Annotated in this window: 24 protein-coding genes and 1 tRNA gene; 9 read left to right on the forward strand and 16 right to left on the reverse strand. The window is 61.9% G+C overall.

Translation table 11 applies throughout. The annotated features are described in order from the left end of the window. The first annotated feature begins 40 nt into the window (after positions 1-40). The 3 genes from DF286_RS02950 to DF286_RS02960 all read left to right on the forward strand — a co-directional run bounded on the left by DF286_RS02950 (position 41) and on the right by DF286_RS02960 (position 2,262). On the forward strand, positions 41-850 hold the full coding sequence (locus tag DF286_RS02950; RefSeq protein ID WP_109270080.1) for a TrmH family RNA methyltransferase: 810 nt from the start codon (positions 41-43) through the stop codon (positions 848-850). Between the two features lie 105 nt (positions 851-955). Continuing rightward, positions 956-1,609 (forward strand): glutathione S-transferase family protein, encoded by a 654-nt coding sequence (locus DF286_RS02955; protein WP_109270081.1) that lies wholly within the window; start codon positions 956-958, stop codon positions 1,607-1,609. 86 nt (positions 1,610-1,695) lie between these two features. Further along, a complete protein-coding gene (locus tag DF286_RS02960) occupies positions 1,696-2,262 on the forward strand; it encodes a sugar O-acetyltransferase (protein ID WP_279379305.1) in 567 nt (188 codons plus the stop codon). On the opposite strand, the gene DF286_RS02965 is transcribed toward DF286_RS02960, so the two are convergent. Then, positions 2,252-2,566: a hypothetical protein gene (locus DF286_RS02965; protein WP_109270082.1), complete on the reverse strand. Its 315-nt coding sequence runs from the start codon at positions 2,564-2,566 to the stop codon at positions 2,252-2,254. The genes DF286_RS02960 and DF286_RS02965 overlap by 11 nt on opposite strands. A gap of 2 nt (positions 2,567-2,568) precedes the next feature. Continuing rightward, complete coding sequence (locus DF286_RS02970) at positions 2,569-3,303, reverse strand: queuosine precursor transporter (protein ID WP_109270083.1); 735 nt, start codon at positions 3,301-3,303, stop codon at positions 2,569-2,571. A 58-nt stretch (positions 3,304-3,361) separates the two neighbouring features. Between DF286_RS02970 and DF286_RS02975 the strand changes: the two genes are divergently transcribed. Then, positions 3,362-3,438 (forward strand) — tRNA-Arg (locus DF286_RS02975). Between the two features lie 132 nt (positions 3,439-3,570). Here DF286_RS02975 and DF286_RS02980 read toward each other — a convergent pair. Further along, positions 3,571-4,644, reverse strand: coding sequence for an Abi family protein (locus tag DF286_RS02980; RefSeq protein WP_109270084.1), 1,074 nt, complete (start codon positions 4,642-4,644; stop codon positions 3,571-3,573). A 923-nt stretch (positions 4,645-5,567) separates the two neighbouring features. Between DF286_RS02980 and DF286_RS02990 the strand changes: the two genes are divergently transcribed. From DF286_RS02990 to DF286_RS03005, 4 genes are all read left to right on the forward strand, one after another. After that, on the forward strand, positions 5,568-5,831 hold the full coding sequence (locus DF286_RS02990; RefSeq protein ID WP_109271955.1) for a hypothetical protein: 264 nt from the start codon (positions 5,568-5,570) through the stop codon (positions 5,829-5,831). A 4-nt stretch (positions 5,832-5,835) separates the two neighbouring features. Beyond that, positions 5,836-6,507, forward strand: coding sequence for a nucleotidyl transferase AbiEii/AbiGii toxin family protein (locus DF286_RS02995; protein WP_109270086.1), 672 nt, complete (start codon positions 5,836-5,838; stop codon positions 6,505-6,507). A 574-nt stretch (positions 6,508-7,081) separates the two neighbouring features. Next, positions 7,082-8,068: a DNA cytosine methyltransferase gene (locus tag DF286_RS03000; RefSeq protein ID WP_158274604.1), complete on the forward strand. Its 987-nt coding sequence runs from the start codon at positions 7,082-7,084 to the stop codon at positions 8,066-8,068. Positions 8,069-8,120: 52 nt separating this feature from the next. Further along, a complete protein-coding gene (locus tag DF286_RS03005) occupies positions 8,121-10,286 on the forward strand; it encodes an ATP-binding protein (RefSeq protein ID WP_158274605.1) in 2,166 nt (721 codons plus the stop codon). Positions 10,287-10,395: 109 nt separating this feature from the next. Here the strand turns inward: DF286_RS03005 and DF286_RS03010 are convergent, their stop codons facing one another. The 13 genes from DF286_RS03010 to DF286_RS15595 all read right to left on the reverse strand — a co-directional run bounded on the left by DF286_RS03010 (position 10,396) and on the right by DF286_RS15595 (position 24,958). Further along, positions 10,396-10,971, reverse strand: a complete 576-nt coding sequence (locus DF286_RS03010; RefSeq protein WP_109270089.1) for an HAD family hydrolase — start codon at positions 10,969-10,971, stop codon at positions 10,396-10,398. A gap of 2 nt (positions 10,972-10,973) precedes the next feature. Beyond that, positions 10,974-11,456 carry a hypothetical protein gene (locus tag DF286_RS03015; RefSeq protein ID WP_109270090.1) on the reverse strand — a complete coding sequence of 161 codons (483 nt, stop codon included), beginning with the start codon at positions 11,454-11,456 and terminating at the stop codon, positions 10,974-10,976. Then, positions 11,449-12,234, reverse strand: a complete 786-nt coding sequence (locus DF286_RS03020) for a hypothetical protein (RefSeq protein ID WP_146193546.1) — start codon at positions 12,232-12,234, stop codon at positions 11,449-11,451. Before DF286_RS03020 ends, DF286_RS03015 begins: the two co-directional genes overlap by 8 nt. A 304-nt stretch (positions 12,235-12,538) precedes the next feature. After that, positions 12,539-12,676 (reverse strand): hypothetical protein, encoded by a 138-nt coding sequence (locus DF286_RS15060; protein ID WP_158274606.1) that lies wholly within the window; start codon positions 12,674-12,676, stop codon positions 12,539-12,541. A gap of 68 nt (positions 12,677-12,744) precedes the next feature. After that, positions 12,745-13,851, reverse strand: a complete 1,107-nt coding sequence (locus DF286_RS03025; protein ID WP_109270092.1) for a permease — start codon at positions 13,849-13,851, stop codon at positions 12,745-12,747. Positions 13,852-13,905: 54 nt separating this feature from the next. Further along, a complete protein-coding gene (locus tag DF286_RS03030) occupies positions 13,906-14,403 on the reverse strand; it encodes a hypothetical protein (protein ID WP_146193547.1) in 498 nt (165 codons plus the stop codon). A gap of 118 nt (positions 14,404-14,521) precedes the next feature. Then, the gene (locus DF286_RS03035; protein WP_109270094.1) at positions 14,522-17,707 is read right to left on the reverse strand and encodes an efflux RND transporter permease subunit; all 3,186 of its coding nucleotides are present in this window, start codon (positions 17,705-17,707) and stop codon (positions 14,522-14,524) included. Beyond that, on the reverse strand, positions 17,704-19,260 hold the full coding sequence (locus DF286_RS03040; protein WP_424141234.1) for an efflux RND transporter periplasmic adaptor subunit: 1,557 nt from the start codon (positions 19,258-19,260) through the stop codon (positions 17,704-17,706). Before DF286_RS03040 ends, DF286_RS03035 begins: the two co-directional genes overlap by 4 nt. Next, positions 19,260-20,525 carry a TolC family protein gene (locus DF286_RS03045; protein WP_109270095.1) on the reverse strand — a complete coding sequence of 422 codons (1,266 nt, stop codon included), beginning with the start codon at positions 20,523-20,525 and terminating at the stop codon, positions 19,260-19,262. The genes DF286_RS03040 and DF286_RS03045 overlap by 1 nt, the downstream gene beginning before the upstream one ends. A 58-nt stretch (positions 20,526-20,583) precedes the next feature. Continuing rightward, positions 20,584-20,931 (reverse strand): copper-binding protein, encoded by a 348-nt coding sequence (locus DF286_RS03050; RefSeq protein WP_109270096.1) that lies wholly within the window; start codon positions 20,929-20,931, stop codon positions 20,584-20,586. Between the two features lie 525 nt (positions 20,932-21,456). Continuing rightward, a complete protein-coding gene (locus DF286_RS03055) occupies positions 21,457-24,135 on the reverse strand; it encodes an NAD-dependent epimerase/dehydratase family protein (RefSeq protein ID WP_109270097.1) in 2,679 nt (892 codons plus the stop codon). Positions 24,136-24,248: 113 nt separating this feature from the next. Further along, positions 24,249-24,452 carry a heavy-metal-associated domain-containing protein gene (locus tag DF286_RS03060; protein WP_109270098.1) on the reverse strand — a complete coding sequence of 68 codons (204 nt, stop codon included), beginning with the start codon at positions 24,450-24,452 and terminating at the stop codon, positions 24,249-24,251. Positions 24,453-24,556: 104 nt separating this feature from the next. After that, on the reverse strand, positions 24,557-24,958 hold the full coding sequence (locus DF286_RS15595) for a GDCCVxC domain-containing (seleno)protein (RefSeq protein ID WP_481125052.1): 402 nt from the start codon (positions 24,956-24,958) through the stop codon (positions 24,557-24,559). A 307-nt stretch (positions 24,959-25,265) separates the two neighbouring features. On the opposite strand from DF286_RS15595, the gene DF286_RS03070 reads away from it, so the two are divergent. Then, entirely contained in the window at positions 25,266-25,670 is a 405-nt protein-coding gene (locus DF286_RS03070; protein ID WP_109270100.1) for a MerR family transcriptional regulator, read from the forward strand. Positions 25,671-25,702 lie beyond the last annotated feature (32 nt).

The following is a 25,702-nucleotide window of genomic DNA, read 5'->3' on the forward strand; positions in this document are numbered from 1 at the left end:
CGTCCGCGTCTTTCGCCTCGGCCGTCGATAAAGCGGCGTGATGCCGACCCTCATTCCCGTTGCCGATCCCGCCGATCCGCGCATCGAGGCCTATCGCGACATACGCGAGCGCGACCTGGTGGGCCGCCAGGGCCTGTTCGTCGCCGAAGGACGGGTGGTGCTGGAAAAGCTGCTCCTGTCCCGGGCCTACCAGCCGCTGTCACTGCTGATCGCGGCGAACCGGGCCGAGGCGCTGGCGTCCTTGCTGGCGCAGGTGCCGGAGGGCGTGCCGGTCTTCACGGCCGAGCGGGCAGTGCTCGACGCCATCGCCGGTTTCCCGCTTCATCGCGGCATCCTCGCTATTGGCCGCCGGATCGACACGCCCGACGCAGACGCACTGCTCGCCCGCCTGCCGCCCCGCGCCACCCTGCTCATGCTCTCGGCCATCGCCAATCACGACAATATGGGCGGGCTGTTCCGCAACGCCGCGGCGTTCGGCACACACGCGGTGCTGCTCGACAGCGACTGCTGCGACCCGCTCTATCGCAAGGCGATCCGGGTCTCGGTCGGCGCAGCCCTGCTCGTCCCCTTCGCCCGCCTCGCGCGCGGTGAGGACGGGCTCGCCCTGCTCGCCCGCCACGGCTTCACGGCTATCGCCCTCAGCCCCTCCGGCGAGACCGAGTTGGCCGACCTGAAGCCGACGCCCCGCACCGCGGTCTTACTCGGCGCCGAAGGCCCCGGCCTCGCTCCGGACCTTATCGCCCGCGCCACCAGCGTCCGCATCTCAATGACGCCCGGCCTCGATTCGCTCAACGTCGCGACGACCAGCGGCATCGTCCTCCATCATCTGATGAGCAAGGCGAGACATTGACGGACTCGGATAAAATGTCCGCGTTCGCTCCCGTGAGGACTCGATCCGGTTGTGCCAGCTAGCAGTGACAACTACCCTTACCGAGAAAGGCTTGTAGAGGCTTAGATGGCGGACCCGGTCCATCTCCATGGATACCGATACAGTGTCTACAACCGGGTCGCTCGGTTGGCTCTGCTATTGAAGAAGGTCGAGCACCAAACGATCGAGGTCAATCCGTTCGCCGAGCTCTCCGAAGCATATTTGATGCTGCATCCATTCGGCCGGGTTCCCGTATTAACACATGGAGCGTTCAAGCTTTTCGAGACGAGCGCAATCACGCGCTATGTCGATCGGGCATTCAAAGGCCGGGCATTGCAACCCGAGACTGCAGCTGCCTTGGCCAGAATGGACCAGGTCATCGCGGCCATCGACGCCTACGCTTATTGGCCAATGGTAAGGCAGGTGGCTTCCCACGCCTTTTTCCGCCCTTATTTCGGTGAGCAGTCGAGCCGTGAGGAGGTTGATGCGGGCCTGGAGGCTTCAAAGACAGTTCTAGCGTTCCTCGATGTCGTTGCAGGAGAGGGCGAAGTCCTGACCGGACGCGACATCACGCTTGCCGACTGCCATCTCGCTCCGATGATGGATTATTTTGTTCGAGCCGAGGAGGGAAAAGCGGCCCTTTCTCCTCATCTCGCTCTGCAGAGATGGTGGGACCGGGTGTCTGTCCTCGACATTCTGCGAGTCACCGACCCGTTTGCAACCCAAACAGCCTCCAAGTGAAACAAGGTGGACGCCCCGCCTTCCACCCATTTCGGACGCTGGAGACAGCGCCGATCTAACGGGCACGGTTTATCAGGAGGAGCGCGGTGAGCCTTAAGTCCGAAAAGGAGAAGATGCTCGCCGGCGAGCTATACGTCGCCGATTGCCCCGAACTGGCGGCGGACCGGGCCCGCGTCTCCGCCTGGATGGAGCGCTACAACGACTCGGCGTCTGCTCCGCCCGAGACGCAGCGGGCGATGCTGGAGGAAGCTCTGGGCCGCGTCGGCGTGGGCGTGACGGTTCGGCCGCCCTTCCACTGCGACTATGGCTACAATATCCTCCTGGGCGACGGCGTCTTCCTGAACTTCAACTGCGTCATCCTCGACGTCGCGCGGGTGGAGATCGGGAGCGGGAGCCAGATCGGCCCGGGCGTCCAGATCCTCACCGCGGATCATCCGCGCGATCCGAAGCAGCGCGCCCGCCTGCTCGAGTTCGGGCGGCCGGTGACCATCGGCGCCAATGTCTGGATCGGGGGCGGCGCCATCATCCTGCCGGGCGCCACCATCGGCGATGATGCGATCGTCGGCGCCGGAAGCGTGGTGACGCGCGACGTGCCGGCGGGGGCGACGGTGGCCGGCAACCCGGCGCGCCTCCTTCGCGGCGCTAACGCCTGAGCACGGACGTGAAGCGGGCGAGGACGAACAGCATCATCGGCCAGAAGAGCGTGTTCCAGACGTCCTTCCAGTTGAGGCTCCAGCGCGGCGTGCCGCCATGGCTCAGCGTGTCGATCACGTCCCACACCTCTCCCGCTACCGCGGCGAGGGCGGCGGCGGCTAGCGGGCGCCAGTCCTTGAGCGACCGGCGCAGCAGGATGGCGGCGAGCAGCATAACGCCGAGCCCCACATAGATATGGAGCGCGTCCTTGCTGAGGTTCGTCGCCTCGACGAGGAGGAGCTTGGCATCCTGGAACAGACTCATCGCTACACCTCGGTCCTGAACGGGGTGAAATTCGTGCCCTTGTCGAAGACTTCAACGCCTTCGCGGCGCTTCAGCCAGCCGACGACGGCGTAGGTGACCGGCGTCAGCAGCGCCTCCCAGCCGACCTTCAGCGCGAATTGCGTCACGAGGACGATGAGGAGCGTGTCATTGTCCCACACGCCGTAGAAGGCGAGCGGATAGAAGATCAGGCTATCGATCCCCTGTCCGACCACGGTCGAGCCGATGGTGCGGGTCCAGAGGAAGCGGCCCGCCGTCCAGATCTTCATCCTGGCCAGCACGTAGCTGTTGGCGAACTCGCCGGCCCAGAAGGCGATGATCGAGGCGAAGACGATGCGCGGCACCTGGCCGAACACCTGCTCATAGGCCGTCTGCCCCTCCCAGGTCGCGGCCGGCGGCAGCGCCACCACCACCCAGGCCATGAAGGCCATGAAAAGCAGCGCGCCAAAGCCGGCCCAGATGCAACGCCGGGCGCGGGCATAGCCATAGACCTCGGTCAATATGTCGCCGATCACATAGGAGACCGGGAAGAAGAGGATGCCGGCGCCGAACGGCCAGTCGCCAATCAGCGGCAGATCGACCGTCGCGACCTTGCCCGCGCCGAGCACGTTGGAGAGCAGCAGGACGGTGACGAAGGCCGCCATCACGAAATCGAAATAGCGGAAGCGCTCGCATGCCAGCGCCGCGCCATCCACCCGCCTGATATCGCCCCCGTCCATCACCCGCGTGACTAGCGGTGTTCCGCTCCCCTGCAAAGCACGCTAGAGCAACCGCAACGCGCCCGTAGCTCAGTTGGATAGAGCACGAGCCTTCTAAGCTTGGGGTCGCAGGTTCGAATCCTGCCGGGCGCGCCACTTCCGTGGGATGCACCAATATAGTTGCACCGCAGACGCAGATGGTTGCTCCGGGTCATCGATGGCGAGCGTCCCGATTCAGAATCAGCGCAGTGCCCAGAGATCGACGATAATAGCGGCTAGCTGATAGATCTAATATCGGCGGTGGGCGCGGAGGATGATACCCGAGGGCGCTCCAGTTGCAGTCGTGCCAACCACCACCTGGACCTTGGGCTGCTTTAGCGTGTCCACGGCTGTAGCAAGGGGAAGGTCATCCTTGATCATTGCCCAGCTTTCGCTGAGGTCGATCGACCCTAGCAGGTCAGCCACGGTCCAGCCGCCGGGCTCAACCAAGCCGCCGTCTTTGCTGGCATGGCCAGCAAGGAAGGGGAGCAAAGCGAAAGCCGTGAACGCAACTGTCGGTGAGCCGTCACTATCCACACAAACGGCTGCCTGGCACTTCCGCGTTAGCCCGGAGAACACCGTGTCGAGCGGTGTCGTTTCCTGAACCTGGAGAAAATCGGCGGATAGGCGAGAGGAGATCGGGACGAACCCTGCTGTAGATCCTCGAGGCCGTGTGCGTGTCACCGCGCTCACGGTGGAATGATGCTTGAGCCAAGCGGCCGTCTCATTGCAGCGGAGCGCTACGATCTCGACAATCTTCGAATAAATATCCGTGACGTTCAGATCCAAAACGGGCTCGTGATGGGCAACTCGGTTTCGAAATCGATTAATCGCCTTCACCATCGCCTGGATATCGTGCCGTTTCGTCCCCCGTTCTAAATTTGGGAAAACGACATTTAGATTTGTGCGCCACAGGTCATGATAGTCGGGGCGAAAGAGGTTCGACCAAAAGTCGAAAGTGAGTTCTGAGACCACCTGGCCTCGAGAGGCCCCAGCGCCGGCACGGTCGATCGCCTTCTCCAAAGTGGCCAAGCCCGGTTCGGTCAGCAGCCCCACCCGGAGCGCCTCATCTGTGTGCCACGTGAGGCCAAAGCGGCTGACTAGGAGCGCATCGATGGCATTCCTAAGGGTGACCTCCACGACCCCCAGAGGGTAAAGGAACGCCTTCGCCACCCGTGCATTATACAGATAGAGAGCAAGGGCGTAGGCTTCATCGCCGCCGCCCTTGGTAAGGTAGGTGCTGAAGCGAGGCTCGGAAATTGAGGATCGGATAGAGCGAATTTGGTAAGGAAAATTGGGGTAAGGAACTTGACTGTCAGCCATTAATGAGCTTAACTCCACTGCAGCAGTCGAAGCGGCCCCACTGGCTAACGCTATGCGCCCTCGACACAGGATTATGAGCACCAGGTCAGGCTAGTCCTCACCTGGTGTTTCTGTATCTAAAAGGCCTGCCGAGGCCGAGCGCAAGCCAAACTTGAATCCCGATCAGCTAGCCCATCCTGAAGAAGGCGCTCTTTGGAGCAGGTTCAAGATTGTTTCAATCCAATGTGGCTAGTGTCACCAGCTGAGTGGGAGAAACATGATCGCTATGGTAGGTTCGCCCGCATGAGAGACGAGACGCGACGAGAGCTAGAGATCATTAACACGGTCGAGCCGAGGTTCGGCTCAGCGAGGCTCGCCCGCAATTGGTATGAGTCCGAACCTTTGGCGGGATTCGCCGGCGCGACCGCCATGCAACTTGTCCGCGCTGGTCGGGCGGACGAGGTGTTGGGTTATATCGAAGCCGTGGACGCCGGCGTTCACGCCTAATAAAATACTGGGACGCCGCGATTTTGCTCAACGTGTCCGGCGGAAGATGCACGATCCACTGCGACCTAGAGTCCCTGACCGATGGTCCGTAAAATACCTAAGCACTTCCTTCATGCTCTCCAGACGCCGGCTCGCATCAACTCCACCGCCGAAAGACCGCCCCTTTCCGTTACCGCCGTTGAAATTTACATAGCCGCCTCCACAACGAGCGTGTGTGACCAGTCCCACACCTCCTCGGTGTGAAGATCGGGTTCAATGCCGCCTCAGCGCGCATTCGCGTGCCTCGGTGCGGTCTAGAGCAGTGATCTCCTGCGGAATGGGCTTAGAGGTTGCCAAGAAGTTCATGAAACCGAGGCGGCGGCTGGTCGTTCTTGTTTCGATAACCAGAGTCGTCTATATCAAGGCTCAAAGGGCAAGGCTGAATTTATAGGTCTATGATGACCCATGTAGAAACAAAGGTGCTGTCGACCGTCAACGCCCCATACGGGGCGAACCTCTCAGCGTGCCAGCTTGCAGCGAAAATCGCCGATCCTAAGAGCGCGAGTTCCTTTGACGCCTCCGTCTTCTCCTTCTTTTCGGAAGTGAAGCCGGTGCTCCAGACGGCGTTCATCGAAGCGATGGGCGTAGATAAGAACAAGGCCCACTGCGTCGCAAGCCAGTTTGCGGCCAAGTCGGGATTCCCGCTCGCACTCGCGAACTGACGACATGTCAGTACAAAGGCCTAGTCAATGGGCCCTGCTGTTCGATCTCGCACTCGGAATCATCGATAACGCCCGTACAGCCGTAGATCACGACTTTCTCTGGAGCTTCGGGGGCGGCACCGCCCTCATGCTCCAGATTCATCATCGTGAAAGCCACGACATTGACCTGTTTATCGACGATCCGCAGATCCTACCGTTCCTAAACCCAGCAACCCAAGATTATAAGCTTTCGCGCCAGCCCGACGACTACGACACAGACGGTGCGCAAGTCACAAAACTCATCTTCCAGGACATCGGGGAGATCGATTTCATCTGCTGCGCAGACGTGACGAATACCCCATCCAAAAAGGCGATGGTCCGGGATAGAGAAGTCGATCTTGAAACCCCCGCAGAGATTGTCGCCAAAAAGGTGTATTATCGCGGCTCACGCCTGCAGCCGCGAGACATGTTCGATATCGCCGCCGTGGCCGAGTCCCTTGGCGCCGATCATGTGAAGCATGCACTCAAGCAGTGCGGAGCCGACCGCCTCGCAGCCGCCCAAGCGGTCGCTCGAGCGATGGATCCGATGCTCGCCCAGCGGATCATCGATCAGCTGATGTTCCGAGAACATACGCGACATCTCGTCCAAAAGGCGCAGTCGATCACCGAAGGGCTGCTGAAAGGCGCTGCCGCCTGATCTCCCGTTAAACGAAGGAAGCGAGCGCGGGAATTTCCTAGTTACCTGCGCCCGCCGGGGCACAGGGTTGCTCCTAGCCCCAGTAGCGAGCGTCAGCGACCTTCAATGAGATCTTCGATGATCGGCGCCAGCGTCAGGCGCTTGGTGACTTAGGGGGTCTGCCGGAGCGAGCCCTTTGCGCGCGCCGCAGGATCGCTAGCTGGTCGAGAAGAACGTTCGGATCACATCCGTCTCGCAGATAGTCGCGGCAGCTTCTCATCGCCTCGGCCTCGGCGGCATGGGCCGTCTCTCGTCGCCGCGATGTTCCGCTACGACCCTGCGTTGCCGATGCCGGCAGCGAAGCGATCCGCATATCCACATAATCAGAAAGCTGCCGCACGCGATCGGTGAACCGCACGATCCGCCCGTTGCGAGCCCTAGAAACTAACGGCTGATCTACATTCGCGCCCTTCGCAAGCGACTCCTGCGAAGGAAGACCACGGGTTTTCAGCCGTCGGGCCAGATCCGCCAACTTCTCTCGATCGCTCATATAGCCTTGCATATATCGCATATTTGCATTAAAAAATATATGAATATGCGGATCACTTTTGCGGACATGTTCAGCGGCGCCGGCCTGTTCAGCGCTGGCGCGACGCGTGCGGGCATGACACCCTTATTCGCTATCGACCTCTCGAAGGACGCGATCGCGACCTACAACGCCAATGTCGCCTCGGTCGGTATCGTTGGATCCGTGCTCGACGAATACCAACTGCCGGAGGTGGATGTCCTGTTAGCCGGACCGCCCTGTCAGGGGTTTTCGACTCTCGGCCGACAAGACCCTCTCGACGTCCGCAACTCCCTTGCACTCGAGGTGCCTACATGGGCACGGCGCACAGGCGCCAGCGTGGTCGTGGTCGAGAACGTCCCGCCGTTCTTGCGTTCCACAAAGTGGCGGGAACTCGCAGATTGCTTCGAGCGGGACGGCTACATGATCCAGACCTGGGAGCTCGAGGCCGCCGACTATGGCGCCCCACAGCTCCGCCGCCGGTCCTTTACAATCGCGTCGCTTATCGGTGAGATCGAGAAGCCCAAGCCGCTGGCAAGCCCCCACGCAACCGCCGGCGAAGTCCTATCGCGTCCGGTCTCTGACGGCGATGCCATGCATGTCTGGCCCACACCGAAAGGCGTCGCTGCCGAACGTATAAAGCTAATCCCCGTCAACGGAGATAAGCGCGACCTCATGCGCCTAGCCCCCGGATTGTGCCCGCCCTCCTGGGCCACGGTAGGCTGCCAAGCGACCGACGTCTGGGGCCGCATAGATCCCGATCAACCGGTCAACACGCTTCGCTGCACCTTCCAGAACCCATCAAAGGGCCGCTACCTACACCCTACCGAAAACCGCACCCTGTCACTCCGAGAGGGCGCCAGGCTGCAAGGCGTTCCAGACAATTGGCAGTTCGTCGGTCGGCCCTACCCGGTCGCAAGGCAGATCGGGAACGGTGTGCCGGTGCCACTAGCCGAGGCAGTCGCCCAGTCCGTTTCGGATGCAATCCAGGCCTGGCGCTACCGAACGGCTGCTTGAACGTCACGCGGCGGGGCTTCCGTCCCGGCCGTTTTCAGGCCATCATCAATCCATGAACGATCAAACCCGCGACATGCGCGGGACGGTGACCGACCGTCCCTCGGCATTCCCGCTGCGCATCCAAGGCGGGATGCTCGAAGCGCTCGGCATCAACATGTATTCGACGATCGGCAAGTGCCTGGTCGAATTCGTGGCCAACGCTTACGATGGTGAGGCCAAGCGCGTCGAAATCACCATTCCAGTCGAAGGCATCGCAAAGGCTCGCCAGGAGGCCAGGGCGCAGGCGAAGCGCGAGGTCGAGGAGAACCTTCGCGATCCATTCACCGTCTTGCTGACGCCGCTGCCGGACGACGTCGCCATCATCATCGAAGATAACGGGCATGGCATGTCGCCGCACGATGTGGAAACCAAGTTCCTTCCGATCAATCGAAAGCGTCGGCTGGACGATGAGGGCAATGAGACCCGCCTGACCTCCGAAAGCGGCGCCCGCAAAGTGATGGGTCGAAAGGGCCTCGGCAAACTCGCGGGCTTTGGCGCCGCCAACAAGGTAGTCATCCGCACCAAGCGTTCCGGTGAGACTTACGCCACCACCTTCACCCTCGACGATTCCATCATTCGGAGCGCCGAGGACATGGCTGATGTCGAGATCCCGGCGAGCTATGAAGACGGCCTGTCGACAGACGAGCAAGGGACGCGCATCACGCTGTCCAGCCTGAAATCTGACGCTGTCCGCTTCTCGACGCGCGTCATAGCCGATGCAATTCGAGAAGCCTTCTATGGCATCGAGGCCGCCGAACTCGCCATCAGTATCAATGACGAAGCCATTGAGCCCGAGAAGATCGACTATGAGTTCGTCTATCCAGAAGGCGCAACTGTAGACGACCTCGCTGAGGCTGAGATCGAGGTCGAAGGCTTAACTAAGCTGCCGGTGCGATACATGGTCGGCTTCCTGCCTCGCGGGCAAAACCTGCCCGTTTCGAAGCGCGGCGCCCGCATCTACTGCAACGGTCGTCTGGCAGCCGGGCCAACCATGTTCGGTCTGCCAACCGGCATGCACAACTTCCATAGCCAGAGCTACATGCAGTCCATCGTGCGCGCCGATGCGCTCGACCAGCATGGCATCGATCTCGTGAACACAAACCGCACCCAGCTGCGCGAAGACAATGAAATCGTCGGCAGCCTCATCGCCTTCGTGGAAGAGGCGATGCGCAAATCGCTCGCCGCCCACGCAAAATGGCGTGAAGCTGCAGTCGACGACGAGATCGAGAAATCGGACACGGCCAAGCGCATGCTCCGCTTGACCAACTCGCTTGAAGGCAAAGCAAAGACCTCGGCGAAAAAGCTGCTGCGAGCCCTTGCTGTTGAACATGGGCCGGATTCCAAGGAGTTCAACGAACTCGCGCCGCTCGTCGTAGAATCGGTCAACGCCGGCGAGGTGCTGCTACGTCTTAGCGAAATGGGCCATGATCCGAAATCAATCCAACAGATTGCCATCAACCTTGCCGAGCTCGCCGAAATCGAGAAGAGCGACGCCCTGAAGATCTACCGTGGCCGTCGCAACGGCATCAACGCGCTGCTCAAACTCATCCGTGAAGGCGAAGGCGAACTCTGGAAAAAGAAGGGCATCGAGAATCGCCTCCACAACCTGCTCAAGCGAGACCCTTGGCTGATCAAGGCGGAATATTCGCGCTACCTCACGAGCGACGAGCGCCTCAGCAACGTCTCCACTGCCATCGCCGAGCACCTGGCCGTGGACAAGGCGGCCAAACTCGATGATCCAACCAGGCCCGACCTCGTTTTCGTGCTCAGCGACACGGACATGCCGCACCTCATTACGATCGTCGAACTGAAGAGCCCGTCGCTGCCGCTCAACCACGACCACCTTACGCAGCTGAAGAAATACATGGCGAAGGTGGCCACCTATTGTCAGAACGAGCTGCACAGGTCGGTCACGGTCCACGGCTACCTCATCGGCGCAATGCCGGACGAGAAAACGACGAACGACGACGAGCGACTACTATTATCCGAAATGCAGAAGAGTGGGCCCAGCTCCGATTGGCTTGTAATCGGCGTGCGGGCGCTCCTCGAACGCGCGCAGGTCTCCCACGCATCCGTCATTCAGGCCCTCGAAGACGACATCAAAAATGAACGAGCGGATGACGCATTTGACGGCGATAGCGCTGAACAGCCGAGCGAGCTCCTTGAGGCTGGCGCCTGATATTCGAGGGTTCACGTCTTGGTGAGGACGTCAGCGCCTTTCCGTTGTCACCATCGAAAAATTTCCATAGCCGCCTCAACAGCGAGCGTGTGACCAGTCCCACGCCTGGTCAGCATAGGTCTGCCAGCGCGCGGCTAATCGTATCCCCGGCCGCGATATGTCGCGCACTTAAGCCAGCGTCCATCGCGGCGTCACGGTCGTTAGGCAGTGAATCGCCAACCATGAGCACTTCGCTCGGCTCGCAACCGAGTAACGAGCACAACTGAGCGTAAAAGGATGCGGACGGCTTCACCGCCCCGATTTCGAAAGAGAGGCATTCGACGTCGACCAGCCCACCTACCAGCCGCCGCAGCGGCTCGGCATAGGGCGGCGCGAGGTTAGACGCGGTCGCGAGACGATAGCCACGACGCCGGAGCGCCCGCAGCGTCTCCCGTGCTCCAGAGATCGGTCGAACCGAGGCCAACTCCGCTGCTAGATCGGCCTCCAGGGCACGCAATTTCGCTTGGTCAATCTCAATCGACCTCTTGTTCGTAGACACGACGCCAGCCAGCTCGAGCGGCACAATCATCGGTGACGGGTCCAGACGACCGCCAGACAGTGCGGCGAGCGTTCCATAGGGATGCCGTCGATCATGGATCTGTAGCAGAGTGCCATAGCAATCGAAGGCGATAGCCTCGATCGCCATTCTTACAGACCCATACGGATGGCTTGCAGATATCTCAGCACGTTGATCATCGCATCACCGCCTTCCGCCAGCATGTATTTGATCGCCGATCGACCATTGAATAATGGGGCCTTGTTTGGACGGTTCGGCCAACTCTCGGCTGCTTCAATGTCGAACAACGACCCGAGTGCGCCGTAAATTCCAATCATTAGGCCAGCCCGAAACATCTGATCTTCACTCAGAGAGGCATCCGCCGGTGCCTCTATCGCATGGGCATAATCGACCTCGGATATGCAGAGCAGCCGAGCAACATCTGCCAGCTCCATCCGCCATGCCAGTCCAATTTTTCGAGTGGCTCTAAGCGCAGCTGGCGACATTCGGCGACAATCGTCCGCATTCATGAATGGATCGCTCTTGGGAATGACCATCTCTTTCAGCAAAGCACGGCCCGTCAGCACTGTCGGGAGCGCGGGGCTCCCGACAGCGACATCGGCATCATCAGGCATCGAACCGATGTTCAACCAAGAGACTGAAGCCGTCACTCAGCGGCGACGTGGGCGCATCCTCGATCTGTCGAAGCATCTCCGCCATCGCATCCGAGAGAAGGGACAGTGCGACAGGCTCCGATGGATCAAAGCCAATATCCACGGTCGCCATGTAGGAGACGCGTGCGCCAACACGGCTGGTCAACTTGTTCCGAACCTCATCCTCATCCCTGGCCACTGTCGCGAAAAAGATGTGTGAGACCCCAACTCCAAACTCGTCGACAAAGGTGGCGGTGAAGAGAAGTCGCGTCTTCAACCGATTGAAGACCGGAGTAGCCGGTCCGACGCTGGTGGACCGCGCCGCCGAGGACTCTTCAACCCGATCAGGAAGCTCGCTCCCATCCTCGAGGAGCATGTCCATCTCGGCCGGCTCCATATCGAGCGCCGGCGAGATGCCGTGCAAGACAAGAGCGCGAATGAACATGTCGCGGTCGACACAGGCACTCACCGCATTGCTGCCGCCGAAGAGGCGCCTAGGTGCACACATCCATGCCGCCGGATCATGGGGAGAGCGTTCGCGGGTGAAGCGAGATCCAGTCTCCGCAGCGACGAACACCAACCGACCAACCTGCCGATGTGAAAGCACAACCACCGGATCGTCCGGCCGGTCGAAATCGAGCGGATCAGGGATTACCAAGTCGCAACAATCGGTCGAGCGGGAGGTGCTATCCAAGCCCCTAGTGACCGGAACCGGCGGCAGAGAGTTGGTGGGGGCGGAAGAAGTGATTTGCGTCGTCAATGGCATGCTCCCTTATCTTTTCGGGGCAAGTCGGCCGAAGCCGGAATCCGAGATCTCGTGCTCGAAGCATCATCGTTCAAAGCCGTCAGTTACTCGACATTGGAGGACGTTTCGGCCGCTGGCAGTCGGCCGATGGTGGCACGGGGTCTCTCTACCCCCACGACCCGAAAAGCGGGCCGTGAAGCTATCTAATCAAACCCTATAGTCACTACAAGGTGTGCGCCAACTTTAGTGCCATCGTGAAACAAACCTGGGCGATCATCATCAGTTTTGGACGCCCAACCAAGGTTGAGCTTTTGTGCCGTCATTTAGGACCGGAGCGCAGGTACTTCACGAGTGCAGCGATCGCGAGAAGCAGCGCTACGACAATCAAAATCCAGATCAGGCCCATGCCGAGCATCATCATTCCGCCGCCTTGCATCATCGGACATCCTTCCATCATCGAACTTCTCCTCGGCTGTGATTGCGATCGCTTGCGGCCGTGACGCTCTGTAAGCTGGGAGCACGCGCTTACTTCGCCAGATTGCTGCCGCGAACGGCCATCCAGATCAGGACGGCGGCGACGGCGGCGAATCCGAGATTGAGGAAGAAGGTGTAGTCGATCGCGAAGCGGACCATCTCCTCGAGGGCGGGCCGTTGCTCCGGTATCGCGCCGGCGAGTGCGAACAGATAATGGACCGTCACGCCGGCGGCGACCATGCAGACGTAGAGAAGCGCCGAGATGTAGAAGGTGTAGCGCCAGCCATAATATTTGTGATGCACCCACACGACGGTCGCGGCGACGAGGTCAGCGCCGAGGAACGCCATGACGCCCCCGAACGACACGTCACGCGACCACAGCATGGCGGCGAGCGGGACATTGCCCATCGATCCGATGAAGGTGAAGAAGGCGACCACGGGCGCGACGGCGGCATTTTCGAGGACAGCCCAGAAAGGCAGGGCCTGCTGCGTACCTCCGCCCTTCAGGAAGAGAGCGTTCCAGAATTCCTGTGGCACGAAGACGCTGATGAAGCCGGCGATAGTGAATCCGAAGAGGATCTCCTTCCAGACCATCTTCCATTCCATCAGGAAGGCGCGGGCGATCCGGTGCCACCCCTCGCGCGATGTGAGCTTTCGGCGCCAGTCGCCGCCGCCCATCTCCATCTCCACGCCTTCGTCTTTCTGGGCCTGCTCAGCATAGCCTTTTGCTTTTTCTGCCAGGTTGCCGGGAAACCAGAAGCGGCTCAGCAGATAGGCATAGGCTATCATGATGATGCCGAGCAGGATGTTCGCCAGCGTGAATCGCCAGCCGACAAGCACCCACAGGACGATACCTAGCTCAATGACGAGGTTGGTCGAGGCGATCAGGAAAGCGATGGCGTTCACCGGATGAGCGCCCTTGACCAAGACCGAGCGGGAGGCGGCGAGTGCTGCGAACGAGCAGGAGGAGGAGATGAAGCCGAAGAACCCGGCCAGCCCCGCCTCCTTCGCACCGTGTTCGCCGAGCAGCTCTGCCATTTGCTCGCGTGTTACCAATACCTGGATGGCGGCGGAGATAGTATAGCCGAAGATCAGCGCCCAAAGCGCCTTCCACAGCATTCCCGCGCCCGTCTGCAGCGCTTCAATGACCTGATCCATGCCGATGTATCCAAAATAGACTGTGGCTGGTTCACCTCTTCCGGTTGGCGGTCTCTATTCCGGCCTCGGTCTGTAACCTTCGGGAAGCGGCGTCGGTCGCATCGCGCGGGCCATCCCTTCCTCGGCGGCTTCGCTCACGAAGTGGCGGGCGTGCTGCCGAATCAGGAGGACTACGTTAGGATCATCGGACGTGTGGGTAACGCGGATGCCGCCCGGAATGTCTTCATACTCCAGTGAAGCTCGGTCCCTGTTTCGGAAGAGTTCTCGGAACACCGGGTCCATCATGCGGATAGGCTGATCGCGGTCATATCGGGCGTCCATCTGCCGAACATGCTGGCGAATGAGGGCGGCGACCTTCGGATCATCGCTGGTGGTCACGGTGCGGACACCGTTTGGAATATCCTCCACCTGCCGCTCGACCTTCTCATGATCGGCGAGCAGGCTGCGGATGGAGCCCATGTCCTCCATCATGCCTTCACCCATCATGCCCATCATCCCATCAGAAGATGTCGCGTTGGATTGCTCTCCCATCATCGGCATGTCGGCGCTCATCGTCATGTCTTGCGCGGAGCTTTCACTCTCTCCGGGCGAGCACGCCGCCAAGAGCATGGCCGCCGCAACTACCGCGTAGCGTGGTCCAGGTTTCATGGTCTGTCTCCTCTTCTTGTCCTCAAACGCTGAGCTCCGGCCTGCCGCCTGAATCGACCGAAGGTGTGTCGGGATCCCGAGCTTCTCTGCTGAATCGACTGTGGCCGAGCAGCTTGTAGATTGCCGGCAGCACGAACAACGACAGCAGAGGGGCAGTGATCATCCCGCCGATCATCGGCGCGGCGAGGCGCTGCATAACCTCTGAGCCGGTGCCGGTGCCGATCAGAAGCGGGAACAACCCGGCGAGGATGACGGCCACCGTCATGGCCTTCGGCCGCACCCGCAGCACCGCGCCATCCATCAGCGCCTCGTCGAGATGCTCCTCTCTCGAGAAGCGTCCCGCTTGCACGCGCTCCTCGATGGCGCGGTCGAGATAGACGAGCATCACGACCCCGAACTCCGCCGCGAGGCCGGCGAGGGCGATGAAGCCCACCGCCGTGGCGATGGAGACGGCGTGGCCGAGGAGATAGATGAGCCATACGCCGCCGACGAGCGCGAACGGCAACGTCAGCAGGATGATCAGCGGTTGCCGCGCTCGGCCGAAGGCGAGAAACAGCAGCAGGAAGATGATGCCGATCGTCGCCGGCACCACCCACATCATCCGTTGAGCGGCCCGTTGGGCATATTCGAACTGGCCGGACCAGGCGACTGAGTAACCGGGCGGGAGATCGATGGCCTCGGCGACCCGTCGTTGCGCCTCGTTGACATAGCCAACCACGTCACGATCGCGGACGTCGACATAGACCCAGACCGATGGCTGGGCGTTCTCGCTCTTGATCATCGTTGGACCGTCGTCGATCGCGATGTCCGCGACCATGCCGAGCGTCACGACCGCGCCCGAGGGCGCAATGATCGGCAGCTGGCGAAGCGCCTGGACGCTATCACGGGTCTCGCGCGGGAAGCGGACCTCGATCGGGAAGCGGGCGAGCCCGTCGATCTTCTCGCCGATCTGCTCTCCGCCCACGGCCATCGCGGCGGTCGCCTGGACGTCCTCGACAGACAGGCCGTAGCGGGCGGCGGCGAGACGGTCGATCTCGATGTTGATGTAACGGCCGCCGGAGATACGGTCCGAAACAGCCGAGCTTGTTCCTTCGATCCCCTTCACCACCTGTGCTACCTGGCGGCCGAGGCGGTCCAGCGTCGCAAGATCGGGCCCTGAAATCTTCACGCCGACGGGAGTCTTGATGCCGGTCGCCAACATGTCGATGCGATTGCGGATCGGCTGCACGAAGACGTTGGCGAGGCCCGGTATCTTGAGCTTGGAATCCAGCTCCTCGATGATCTTCTCCATCGTCATGCCGGGCCGCCATTCATTGCGCGGCTTCAGCTGGATCAGCGTTTCGAACATTTCGAGTGGTGCGGGATCGGTGGCGGTATCCGCGCGGCCGACCTTGCCGAACACCGTCTTCACCTCGGGCACGGTCTTGATGATGCGGTCGGTCACCTGCAGGAGTTGCGAAGCTTTCGATGCCGACAGGCCGGGCAGTGCCGTCGGCATGTAGAGGATGTCGCCTTCGTTCATGGCTGGCATGAACTCGCTGCCAAGCTGGCTCGCCGGAACGAAGGTCAGCGCCAGCGCCGCCGCCGCCAGACCCAGGGTGAGCTTCGGCCAACGCAGCACCCAGCTAAGGCCCGGGCGATAGGCGGCGATGAGGGCTCGGTTGACCGGATTGTCGGCTTCGGGCCGAATCCGACCCTTGATGAACATCAGCATCAGAACCGGCACGAGCGTGATCGAAAGGCCGGCCGCCGCCGCCATCGCATAAGTCTTGGTGAAAGCCAGCGGCTTGAACAGCCGACCCTCCTGCGCCTCCAGTGTGAAGACCGGCAGGAAGGAAAGAGTGATGATGAGCAGCGAGAAAAACAGCGCCGGACCGACCTCGACCGCCGCTTCGGTAAGCACCTGTCGGCGCCTCTGCTCGTTGAGGTCGCCCTCTTCGGCCTTGGCATGTTCGAGCTTCTTGTGCGCATTTTCGATCATGACGACCGCCGCATCGACCATCGCTCCGATGGCGATCGCGATGCCGCCCAGGGACATGATGTTGGCGTTGACGCCCTGGAAATACATGACCGTAAACGCCGCCAGCACGCCCAGTGGCAGCATGATGATGGCGACCAGCGCGGAGCGGAGGTGAAGGAGGAACAAGGCGGTCACCAGCGCGACGACCAGGAACTCCTCGAACAGCTTCTCCCAGAGGTTCTCGACCGCTCGCTCGATCAGCGAAGAGCGGTCATAGGTGGTGACCACCTCCACGCCCGGCGGCAGTCCGTCCTTGATCTCCGCGAGCTTTTCCTTGACGCGCTCGATCACCGACAGCGTGTCGGCGCCTTGCCTGACGACGATGATTCCGCCGACTACTTCGCCCTCGCCATTGAGCTCAGCGATGCCGCGCCTGAAGTCGGGCACGATCTGCACCCGGGCCACATCGCCAACGGTGACGGGGGTGCCGCCCTCGCTCACCGACAGCGGGATATTGCGAAAATCGTCCAGATCTTCGAGATAGCCGCCGACGGTGACCATATATTCGGCCTCGGCGCGCTCGATGACCGCCCCGCCGGCTTCATCATTGGCCTCCTGGACGGCCTCGATCACCTCCTGGACGGACACACCGTAGATTTGCATCCGCTCCGGATCGAGCTGGATCTGGTAGGCCCGAACCATGCCGCCGAGGGATGCGACCTCGGCGACGCCGGGGATTTGCTTCAGCTGATATTTGAGGAACCAGTCCTGAAGAGCGCGGAGCTGCCCGAGATCATGCTGTCCGGTGCGGTCGACCAAAGCATATTGTAAGGCCCAGCCGACGCCAGTGGCATCCGGTCCCAGCGCCGGCGTCACTCCCTCGGGCAGGAGCCCGCCCGCCTGGCTCAGATATTCGAGCGTGCGGGAGCGGGCCCAATAAAGGTCGGTGCCGTCCTCGAAAATGACCGTGACGTAGGAGTCGCCGAAGAAGGAGTAGCCGCGCACGGCCTTTACCTTCGGCACCGAGAGCATCGTCGTGGTGAGCGGATAGGTGACCTGCGCCTCGACGATCTCCGGCGCCTGGCCGGGATAGGGAGTCCGTATGATCACTTGCACGTCGGAGAGGTCGGGTATTGCGTCGAGCGGCGTCCGCAACACCGAATAGGCGCCGATAACCGCAATGAAGAGGGCGCCGAGGAGGACGAGCAGTCGATTCGCGGCAGACCAGCGGATGATGCTTGCGATCATCGACCGGCGTCCCGCGAAAGCTGCTCGATCACATAGAAGCCGCCCTGCTGGGTTTTTGGAAAGGCGAAGTCGACGCGGTCGCCGCGCTTGAAGCCGCGAAGCATTTCGGCTTGCCGGACGCCGAACGTCATCGTCATCGCTGGCCAGTTCATCGTCGGGATCGGCCCATGCGCGATGGTGATGCGGCGCTGCGTCGAATCGAGCGACTGGATGGTGCCCGTGCCTCGGGCGAGCCGCGCGGCGGCTTCGTCGGCCGTTGGAGCCGCCGCTTCGAGGCGGTCGATCACGCCCGAGAGCGAGGCTTCGGAGTCGATCAGGAACTGACCCGATAGGACGACATCGTCGCCCGGTTCGAGTCCGTCGACGATTTCGGTGAAGCCGTTCGCCACCGTGCCCGTCCGTACCTCGACCGGGACGAAGGCTCCATCCCGCCGGGTGATGACGACCGTTCGATCTCCAGTTGCGATGACCGCCTCGCTCGGCACCGTTAGCGTCGTGCCGCCGGTCCCCTGCACAGTCACATTAGCGAACATACCTTCCTTCAGCCGAAGGTCGGGGTTGGCGAGCGTGACACGAACGCGCGCTGTTCGGGTCTCGGGATTGAGCGAGGGGTAGATGTAATCGACGCGCCCCTCGCGTACCTCGCCGGGATAAGCGGCGAAGGTCACCCGCACCGGTTGACCGACCTTTACCTCGCCAAGAGCTGCTTCGGGGATTTCTGCCACGACCCAGACCCGCGACAGACCGGCGATGGTCACGATCGACTGACCCGGCTCGACCCTGGCGCCGGGGCGGGCGCCGATTTCCGTCACTATCCCAGACGCGGGTGCGGTAACGGCGTAGGTGCGCTGCGGAGCGCCGCCGCCTTCGAGACGCTGGATCGCGCCAATGGAGAGGCCGAGAAGCCGGAGCCGGCTACGGGCGGCCTGTCTCAGGCTCGGGGGCGCCACGTCTCGCGACATGCCGAGCAGCGATTTATATTCATGCTGGGCGGTCAGCAGCTCCGGCGAATAGACGCTGGCGATCCTGGTCCCCGCCCGCACCGGCTCGCCTTCGGCGCGCACCGCCAGGCCCTCGACGAAGCCGGGTGCGAAGGTCTGCACCTCTTCGATCAGACGTTCATCGATCTGCACCCGCCCGACACCCTGTACGATCGGCGCAAGGTCGCGAACCTGCGCCTCCCCGATCCGCACCCCAAGGCTCTGGGCCATGGCCGGCGATACTCTCACGCCGCCGTCAGCGGCCTCATCCGCATATTTCGGAATGAGTTCCATGTTCATCGACGATTTGCCGGGAGCGTCGTAGCGCTCCATCGGAATCATCGGATCGTACCAGTAGAGCACCTTCCGGCCAGAGCCGTCCTGAACGACGCCATCGATGGTTTCGCCCTCTACGGCTCCGGCGGGCGATCCGTTCTCCGTGAATACGCCGGATGAGCCGGCCCAATAGCCGACGCCGGCGGTCGAGATCGCCAGCGCCAGCCCGGCGACGATCATCGTTCGCTTCTGGCGGTCCATGGAACGCAGCGGTCCAATAATGCGGTCAGCCACCATCAGGCGCACTCCTCGACATAGAAGCTCAGATCCGCACTGGCGCGGGCGAGCGCAGCGCGCTGCTCGATGACTTCGAGCGCAGTCCGGGTCGTTCGTTCGCTCGCGGCCTGGACGTCGGTCAGCGCCGGCTGGCCGCCGGCGACCCTTGCCTCCAAGGCGCGCTCGACCGCCTCCAGTGCCGGCAAGGTATCGCCAAGGGTGGTGGTGAGCCGGGCGTTGGCGGCACTCCACTGGGCCCACGCCTGTTCGAAATCCGACACCACTTCGCGGCGCGTGTCTTCCGCCCTGTCGCGGGCGGCGGCGGCGAGTTCCGAGGCCTCGGCGATCCGCCGGTTCTGAAGGCGCGCCTTGTTGAGCGGCAGATCGATAGTGACCTGGAGCGTCACCATGTCCGAGCGCCCGCCGCCGCGCTGGCCGTACATCGCCGACCAGCCCCAGTCGGGCTTTCGATCGGCGCGAGCGATGTCGATGGCGCGTTCCGCCACGGTCTCCCGACGCCGCGCCACCTCAATCAGCGGATGCTCAGCCACCGCCGATAAGGCCTGTTGCTTGTTAGAGGGCCGGCAGATGGGAAGCTCATTCGTCGAGAGTGGCCGCTGGGCGGCATCGCCGATCCACCTCGTGAGCATCGCGCGGCCGGCGGCTTCGGCGTCTTGCGCGGCGAGAAGCTCGGCGCGGGCAGCCGATATCTCCGCTTCGATGGCGATAACGTCCGCCGGCGTGGCGGTGCCGTCGAGTATGCTGTCTTCAACGAGCGACTGACGGGCTTCCAGTTTCTCGATCAGGAAATTCAGTACCTCCCGCTTCTGCTGAGCCTCGATGACCTCGATCCAGCCCAGCATCACCTCACGTTGGATGCGGCGCGCGAGCACATCCTGCTCGGCGAGCGATACGGCGGCTTCCGCCAGATAACGGGCGGACGCGGCGTCCCGCTTCGCCTCCCTGACCTGGGTGCGCATGATGCCGATCGACTTCATGGTCATGAAGTCGGCATTGAGGTCGAACGCCTCGGAGCCCGTGACGGGGAGGTTCTGAATGCCGATCGTCAGCTGCGGGTCGGGGAGCTGGCGCGCGGCGACGGCGGCCTCCTCGGCCGCTCTCGCGGTCCGCGTGAAAGCGCTGAGCGCGGGTTGCCGCTCGACCGACAGCGCGAGCGCCTCATCGAGGCTGAGAGTAGCTTGGGCGAGCGCGGGCTGCGGTTGAGCGACGGCGAGGGCGAGCGCCGTTGCCACCGATCCACGCAAGGAAGAGGCGAAAGGTTTCATGGGTGTTATCCTGCCAAGGGCGGGCGAAGGCGCGTGCGAGCCTCCGCCCGCCTCATCCTCAGTTCTTGGTCAGCGACGTCAGAACATAGCCGCCGTCCGCCTGGCGGAAGGCGAAGGCGACCTGGTCTCCGGCCGCAACGGTGGCGAGCATGTCCGAGCTGGGCGCCCGGAATTCCATCGTCATGGCGGGCCACTGCAGGTCCGGCACCGGCCCATGCGAAATCGTCACGGTCTCACCGGCGATGCCCGTCACTTCGCCCGTAGCCGAGTAAACCGCGTCCGTCGGCACGGTCGCCGATTGTTCTGCGGGAGCGCTAGTGGCTTCACGGTTAGCGTTTGGTTGTTCGCTGCAGGCAGCGACGCCGGAAAGCAGCGCCAAGGCACCGGCAAAATAGATCTTGTTCATCGAATTACCCTTGTTCGACGCCAATCCCTTCGATGCCGCTGCTCAGCAGCAGCGCAGCACAGGCAAAGCCCGGTGAGGAATCAGCGTTGGCTCGTAAATTGAGTTCGCGGATGAGCTCAGAGCCCACCACAGCCGCACGGCCGCCGAGTGGGGGCCGAGCTTAAGAAATCAGGCGAGCGAGGGTCTTGGAGGAGGGTCTACCGCAGCCGGATTGATCGAGTGAAGACCAGTGGCCATCGGCACCCAAGTTGCATCACCGGTAAGCACGACCGTCGGTTCAGGCAACGCATCGGCAGGCACCACGGCGGCAGGACAAGACACGGCACAGTCCGGAGTGCAGCAACCCATTTTGTCGTGATCGACAGGATTGCCGACCGCCGCTCCAGGCATCGAGCAGGTGGGTGAAGGCGCCGCGAACGCCGGCCCCGGGCTGCCGACTAGCGACAGCGCCACCAATATGGCCAAGATGAATCTTGTCACCCCTTAAGCCTAGGCAGGTGTCGCTTCATGTCAATCCTGGCACCTCTAGACGACATATTTGTCCCATCCCGCATAATGTTCGGTGCTCCGCTTGCCTCTCGGCAAACTCAACGCCACCAGCGCAAGACCAATCGCTATGCTGGCGATAGTCGCGGTGCTGTTGGCCCCCTCAAGCAGGAACGGTGCGGCGACAAGCCAGGCGCCGAATGCGACGTTGACGAACCGCAGGGCCCGCGCGACCTCGGCCGTGGCAATGATGGCGACCGTAATAACTAGCGCACCAACCAGATGGTCGCTGTTCGCCATCGCACCGTCGGTGCCGAACACCAGCCTCGTCAGCATGAGGAATGCGCCCATCACGGTGCTGACGGCCAGCGTCCAGGGAAGCGTCACGCCCCGTCTGGCTTCGGCCCATGCGGCTGAGGGAGAGGCGGACAGCGCATCGCCCGTATATTCTTCGCCCTTGTCGACCGCATCGCCCTTGAAGAACGTCCGGATCAACGGCTTGCCACGGCAATGCGCCCAATAGAGGAACTGTCCCATGGCGATGACCTCGTCCAAGGCGAACGGTATCATGACGACCATGGCGAGCCCGGCAATCAGTGCCGGCGTGCTCCAGGTGCCGATCATGATGGGCTGGATGATGATGAAGTAGATCGAGATGACCCCAAGGGGGATCACCAATATGCCGAAAAAGGTCACCATCCAGGGCATCGTCCGCCACCGGTCGCGCGTGCCCATCACCGCCATCAGGATTTCAAATATGTAGCTTACCGCCCCCAGTCCCGCGTCGGGGATTGGCCAGGCCTTGGAGACATCGGACGTGATGATCTCCTCCGTGCCGTTGCGGGGATCGGCGGGCGATCCCATGAAGAACGGCTCCCAGGCGGAGTCGATGTGGCCAAGCTGGTACGCCGTCAGCATGCGCGAGATGAGGAGACCAATCAGGCCGAGGGCGGCGATCGGAAGGCGCTGCGCGGCGGTGGACGGCCCATAGGTCCAGCCGGGCGGAACGGACTTCGGATCCATCATGCCGGCCATGCTCATCCCGGGCATCATCGGCACAAGCACAGAGAAGGCGATCGCCAGCGCGCCGATCAACATGTCGTTCTGATATTGGGCCGCGCTTGGACTCCAGAAGATGAGCGGCGCGAACAGCAGCCATATGCCGACGAAACAGGACGCCCACTGACCAAACCAAGCCGTTCGCTTCGAGAGCGACATCGCTCCGAACAGCATCAGCAGCATGCCGCTGATCACGTCGCTGATCATCAGCACACCCGCGCGCCATTCGACGGACGGCAGCCCGCGATCGACCGTCACGGCACGAACGGCGTCGTCCACGGTTCCACTCGTCACGGCGTCGTAGACTAGCGGACTTGCGGCAAGCCAGGCGCCCAGACCGATCGTCGCGAAATGGACCCAGCGCGTGCGGCGAGCGTCGGCATCCATCATAGCCATATCATCGTGATCGCCGCCATGCGCCATCGCGGGCTCCGCATCCTGCCCGTGGCTCATATCATCGGACTCGTGGCGGCCTTCCGTATGACCCATCGCCATGTGATCCATGCCGGGATCGGCACCGCCGTCATGCTCGGCATGAGCGGGTGCGACGGGGCGCTGCCCATACCAGGCGACGAGGGCCGGATTGAGCTTGTTGGCCTTGTACCAGCCTTGCGGATCGCGCTTTAGCGCCGCGACCATCTTCGGAAGCGCATCGCGCAGGCGGTGCTTCGGCTCCCAACCGAGGAACTGCCGCGCCCGGCTGATGTCGAGCACGTAATGGTCGTTGCTCGCCTCGACCATCCAGGGTTTAATCGAGCTTCCCGAGCCGAGCACCTCGCTCTGAACCCAAGCGCCTGCTCTCGCGATCGGCTGCGGAATGCGGAAAGTGTCCCACCCTTCGCCGTGGAGCGTGCAGCCGATAATGTCCTGCACCTCGGCATAACCAAGCGCTTCGGGCTCGCCTATAAGCAGCGGCAGTTCGGCCGGTAAATCGCGGCGACGTTCCACGAGCCTCGCGATCGCGTCGGTGAGGTCGTCCAGATGCACAAAGGACTGCCCGGCACAGAGCATGCCGGGATAGACGTGCGCGATCAGTCGGTGCTCATAAATCCGGGCAATCTGTTCCGCGATGAATGGCTGGTGCCCCTCGTCCTCGTAGACGCCGGCGATGCGCAAAAAGACCACGGGAATGTCGCCGTGCCGTTCCTTGAGAACGGCCTCCGTACGGACCTTGGATTCGGGATAAGCCCAGCTCGGATCGATGGGCGAATCCTCGTCGATGGGCTCGTCGGGGCTATTCGTCGCCCGGTGAACCAGCATCGTGCTTGCGTAGACGAACTGCTCGACCTCGAAAGACTGCAGGCCATCGATCAACCGTCTCGTGCCCTCGACCGTGATCTTCTCGTAAAGTGGGTTGGGCTCTCCCGAAACGTCATAATAGGCGGCGAGGTGAATGACCGACGCGATTCGGCTACCAAACTGATCCCTGACTTCTTCAAGGGCCTTCCGGACCGCCTCGTCCGATCCTAGGTCGAAGTCGATCGCCACCGCTGGTGATGGAGGATCCGGGGGTCCGGCGCGGTCAAGTCCGACGACCTGGTAATCGTTGCCGAGCTTTCGAATGACGGCGGAGCCGATGAAGCCGCTCGCCCCGGTTACAAGAACGACTCCCTTCGCATTTTCGCTGGGCGAGTCCGAGAGCCGAGCTTCCTCTGCCATAAGACCCCTTCCATCGTTGCCCAACGAGACGATCACTACGCCAACGAGTTGATGCTGACGAAGTGCCGTCCCTTATTAGATACGTCTCAATGCCGCGATGCCCTCGGAAAATATCAGGCGGGCAGCAGGCTCACCTCATAGCCCGCATCCCCTATCGCGCTTTCGAAGAGCTTCGGATCGGCGGAAGATTGGACCGAGACGCGCTTCGCACCAAGATCGACATCGACCTTGGCGTTTTCATCGACGCGCTGCACGGCGTTCGTAACCGCCCTCGCGCAACCACCGCAGGTCATTCCCAAGACACGGAAATTTATCATGTTCGTTCTCCAACTCGATTGTTGTGAGAACGATGTGGTGTTTGACACAGTGTCAGGGTCAAGAGCTGCCTAGCGGTGAGGCTAAGGGGCAAGGTCGGCGGCTTTTAGGATCCTCCGCAGCAACTGGCCTGCGAGCCATTCTCGCGAGCTTCCTGAATCGGCGGACATGGCACATCGCCGTAAGAGCAGTAGACGCAGCAATCACCGGGTTTCGGTCGAAGAACGGCTTTGCATCCTGGGCAATCGTAGAAAAACTGGCAGGCGTCGATCGGCATCGTCTCGGTCGCCCGATGGTCGCACTCGGGGCAGGTCAGAGTCGAGATCAGTTGCATTATGCCCCTCCAAGCAGCCGCATCAGCGGCGCCTCGATTAAGCTCCACAGAGCAGAAACCGTCACGAAGATTGTTGCCAGGCATAGGATCGCGAATGTCATACGCTTGGGGGGTGCAGCCGAGCAGTCTCCGTCTGCGGCGCATGCGCGCCGCCTCCGTAAATAGAAAAGCCATCCGGCTGCCACGGCGATCATGGCCGCTATTGTCAGCGGCCAGTGGAAGGGCACGACCGCCGCAAGTCCGCCTGCTCCCAAGCCCAAGGCCCCCAGTGCCAAGGGCAACACGCAACAGGCGGCAGCCGAAAACAGCGCCCCTAAACTGATCACGCTTCCCACGGCGGCAACACCTTCGTCAGCCCCTTTCAATGGGGGGCCATCCAATGGGGCCACAGGCACGATCTTTGCTTCTGCCAAGTGTGTTCTCCAATTCGATTCGCTGCTATGTGCCATCTGTAGTCACTACAGGATCAAGAAGATTCTCCATGGCGCGCATTAGCATAGGCAAGCTTTCCCGGCGCTCCGGGGTCAACATTGAGACGATCCGCTATTTCGAGAAAGTAGGGATTATTGCCACGCCGCCCCGTACCGAAGGCGGCCATCGGGTCTATGACGAGGACCATGTTCGGGCGCTCGGCTTCATTCGTCGCGCTCGAGAGCTTGGCTTCACGCCTGAGGAGGTCCGCGCGATCCTGAACTTGGGTGGCCCCGGTAAAGCCTGCTGCGGCGAAGTCCGGGAGATCGCAGCCCATCACCTGAAAGAAGTCCGCGCCAAAATAGCCGATCTCGCGGAAATGGAGCGCTTGTTGGCTTCCACCATCGAGCAATGTTCTGGCGGCACCGATGCTGACTGTGCTGTCATCGACATGATCGAAGACGCGACCGTCTGATAGTCCGCTGCGCGAGGGTCTTCCAGGCTGTC

It is taken from the genome of Sphingosinicella humi, from assembly GCF_003129465.1.
Lineage (GTDB): Bacteria > Pseudomonadota > Alphaproteobacteria > Sphingomonadales > Sphingomonadaceae > Allosphingosinicella > Allosphingosinicella humi.

Coding starts and splice junctions, on each gene's coding strand:
- DF286_RS02965 (WP_109270082.1), bottom strand. CDS start 2,566: ATGAGTCTGTTCCAGGATGCCAAGCTCCTCCTCGTCGAGGCGACGAAC.
- DF286_RS03050 (WP_109270096.1), bottom strand. CDS start 20,931: ATGAACAAGATCTATTTTGCCGGTGCCTTGGCGCTGCTTTCCGGCGTC.
- DF286_RS02995 (WP_109270086.1), top strand. CDS start 5,836: ATGTCAGTACAAAGGCCTAGTCAATGGGCCCTGCTGTTCGATCTCGCA.
- DF286_RS03070 (WP_109270100.1), top strand. CDS start 25,266: ATGGCGCGCATTAGCATAGGCAAGCTTTCCCGGCGCTCCGGGGTCAAC.
- DF286_RS03000 (WP_158274604.1), top strand. CDS start 7,082: ATGCGGATCACTTTTGCGGACATGTTCAGCGGCGCCGGCCTGTTCAGC.
- DF286_RS03040 (WP_424141234.1), bottom strand. CDS start 19,260: ATGGTGGCTGACCGCATTATTGGACCGCTGCGTTCCATGGACCGCCAG.
- DF286_RS02970 (WP_109270083.1), bottom strand. CDS start 3,303: ATGGACGGGGGCGATATCAGGCGGGTGGATGGCGCGGCGCTGGCATGC.
- DF286_RS03005 (WP_158274605.1), top strand. CDS start 8,121: ATGAACGATCAAACCCGCGACATGCGCGGGACGGTGACCGACCGTCCC.
- DF286_RS03055 (WP_109270097.1), bottom strand. CDS start 24,135: ATGGCAGAGGAAGCTCGGCTCTCGGACTCGCCCAGCGAAAATGCGAAG.
- DF286_RS15060 (WP_158274606.1), bottom strand. CDS start 12,676: ATGATGGAAGGATGTCCGATGATGCAAGGCGGCGGAATGATGATGCTC.
- DF286_RS03035 (WP_109270094.1), bottom strand. CDS start 17,707: ATGATCGCAAGCATCATCCGCTGGTCTGCCGCGAATCGACTGCTCGTC.
- DF286_RS03025 (WP_109270092.1), bottom strand. CDS start 13,851: ATGGATCAGGTCATTGAAGCGCTGCAGACGGGCGCGGGAATGCTGTGG.
- DF286_RS02950 (WP_109270080.1), top strand. CDS start 41: ATGCCGACCCTCATTCCCGTTGCCGATCCCGCCGATCCGCGCATCGAG.
- DF286_RS03060 (WP_109270098.1), bottom strand. CDS start 24,452: ATGATAAATTTCCGTGTCTTGGGAATGACCTGCGGTGGTTGCGCGAGG.
- DF286_RS03045 (WP_109270095.1), bottom strand. CDS start 20,525: ATGAAACCTTTCGCCTCTTCCTTGCGTGGATCGGTGGCAACGGCGCTC.
- DF286_RS02980 (WP_109270084.1), bottom strand. CDS start 4,644: ATGGCTGACAGTCAAGTTCCTTACCCCAATTTTCCTTACCAAATTCGC.
- DF286_RS02955 (WP_109270081.1), top strand. CDS start 956: ATGGCGGACCCGGTCCATCTCCATGGATACCGATACAGTGTCTACAAC.
- DF286_RS03015 (WP_109270090.1), bottom strand. CDS start 11,456: ATGCCTGATGATGCCGATGTCGCTGTCGGGAGCCCCGCGCTCCCGACA.
- DF286_RS02990 (WP_109271955.1), top strand. CDS start 5,568: ATGACCCATGTAGAAACAAAGGTGCTGTCGACCGTCAACGCCCCATAC.
- DF286_RS03010 (WP_109270089.1), bottom strand. CDS start 10,971: ATGGCGATCGAGGCTATCGCCTTCGATTGCTATGGCACTCTGCTACAG.
- DF286_RS03030 (WP_146193547.1), bottom strand. CDS start 14,403: ATGAGCGCCGACATGCCGATGATGGGAGAGCAATCCAACGCGACATCT.
- DF286_RS15595 (WP_481125052.1), bottom strand. CDS start 24,958: ATGGCTTTTCTATTTACGGAGGCGGCGCGCATGCGCCGCAGACGGAGA.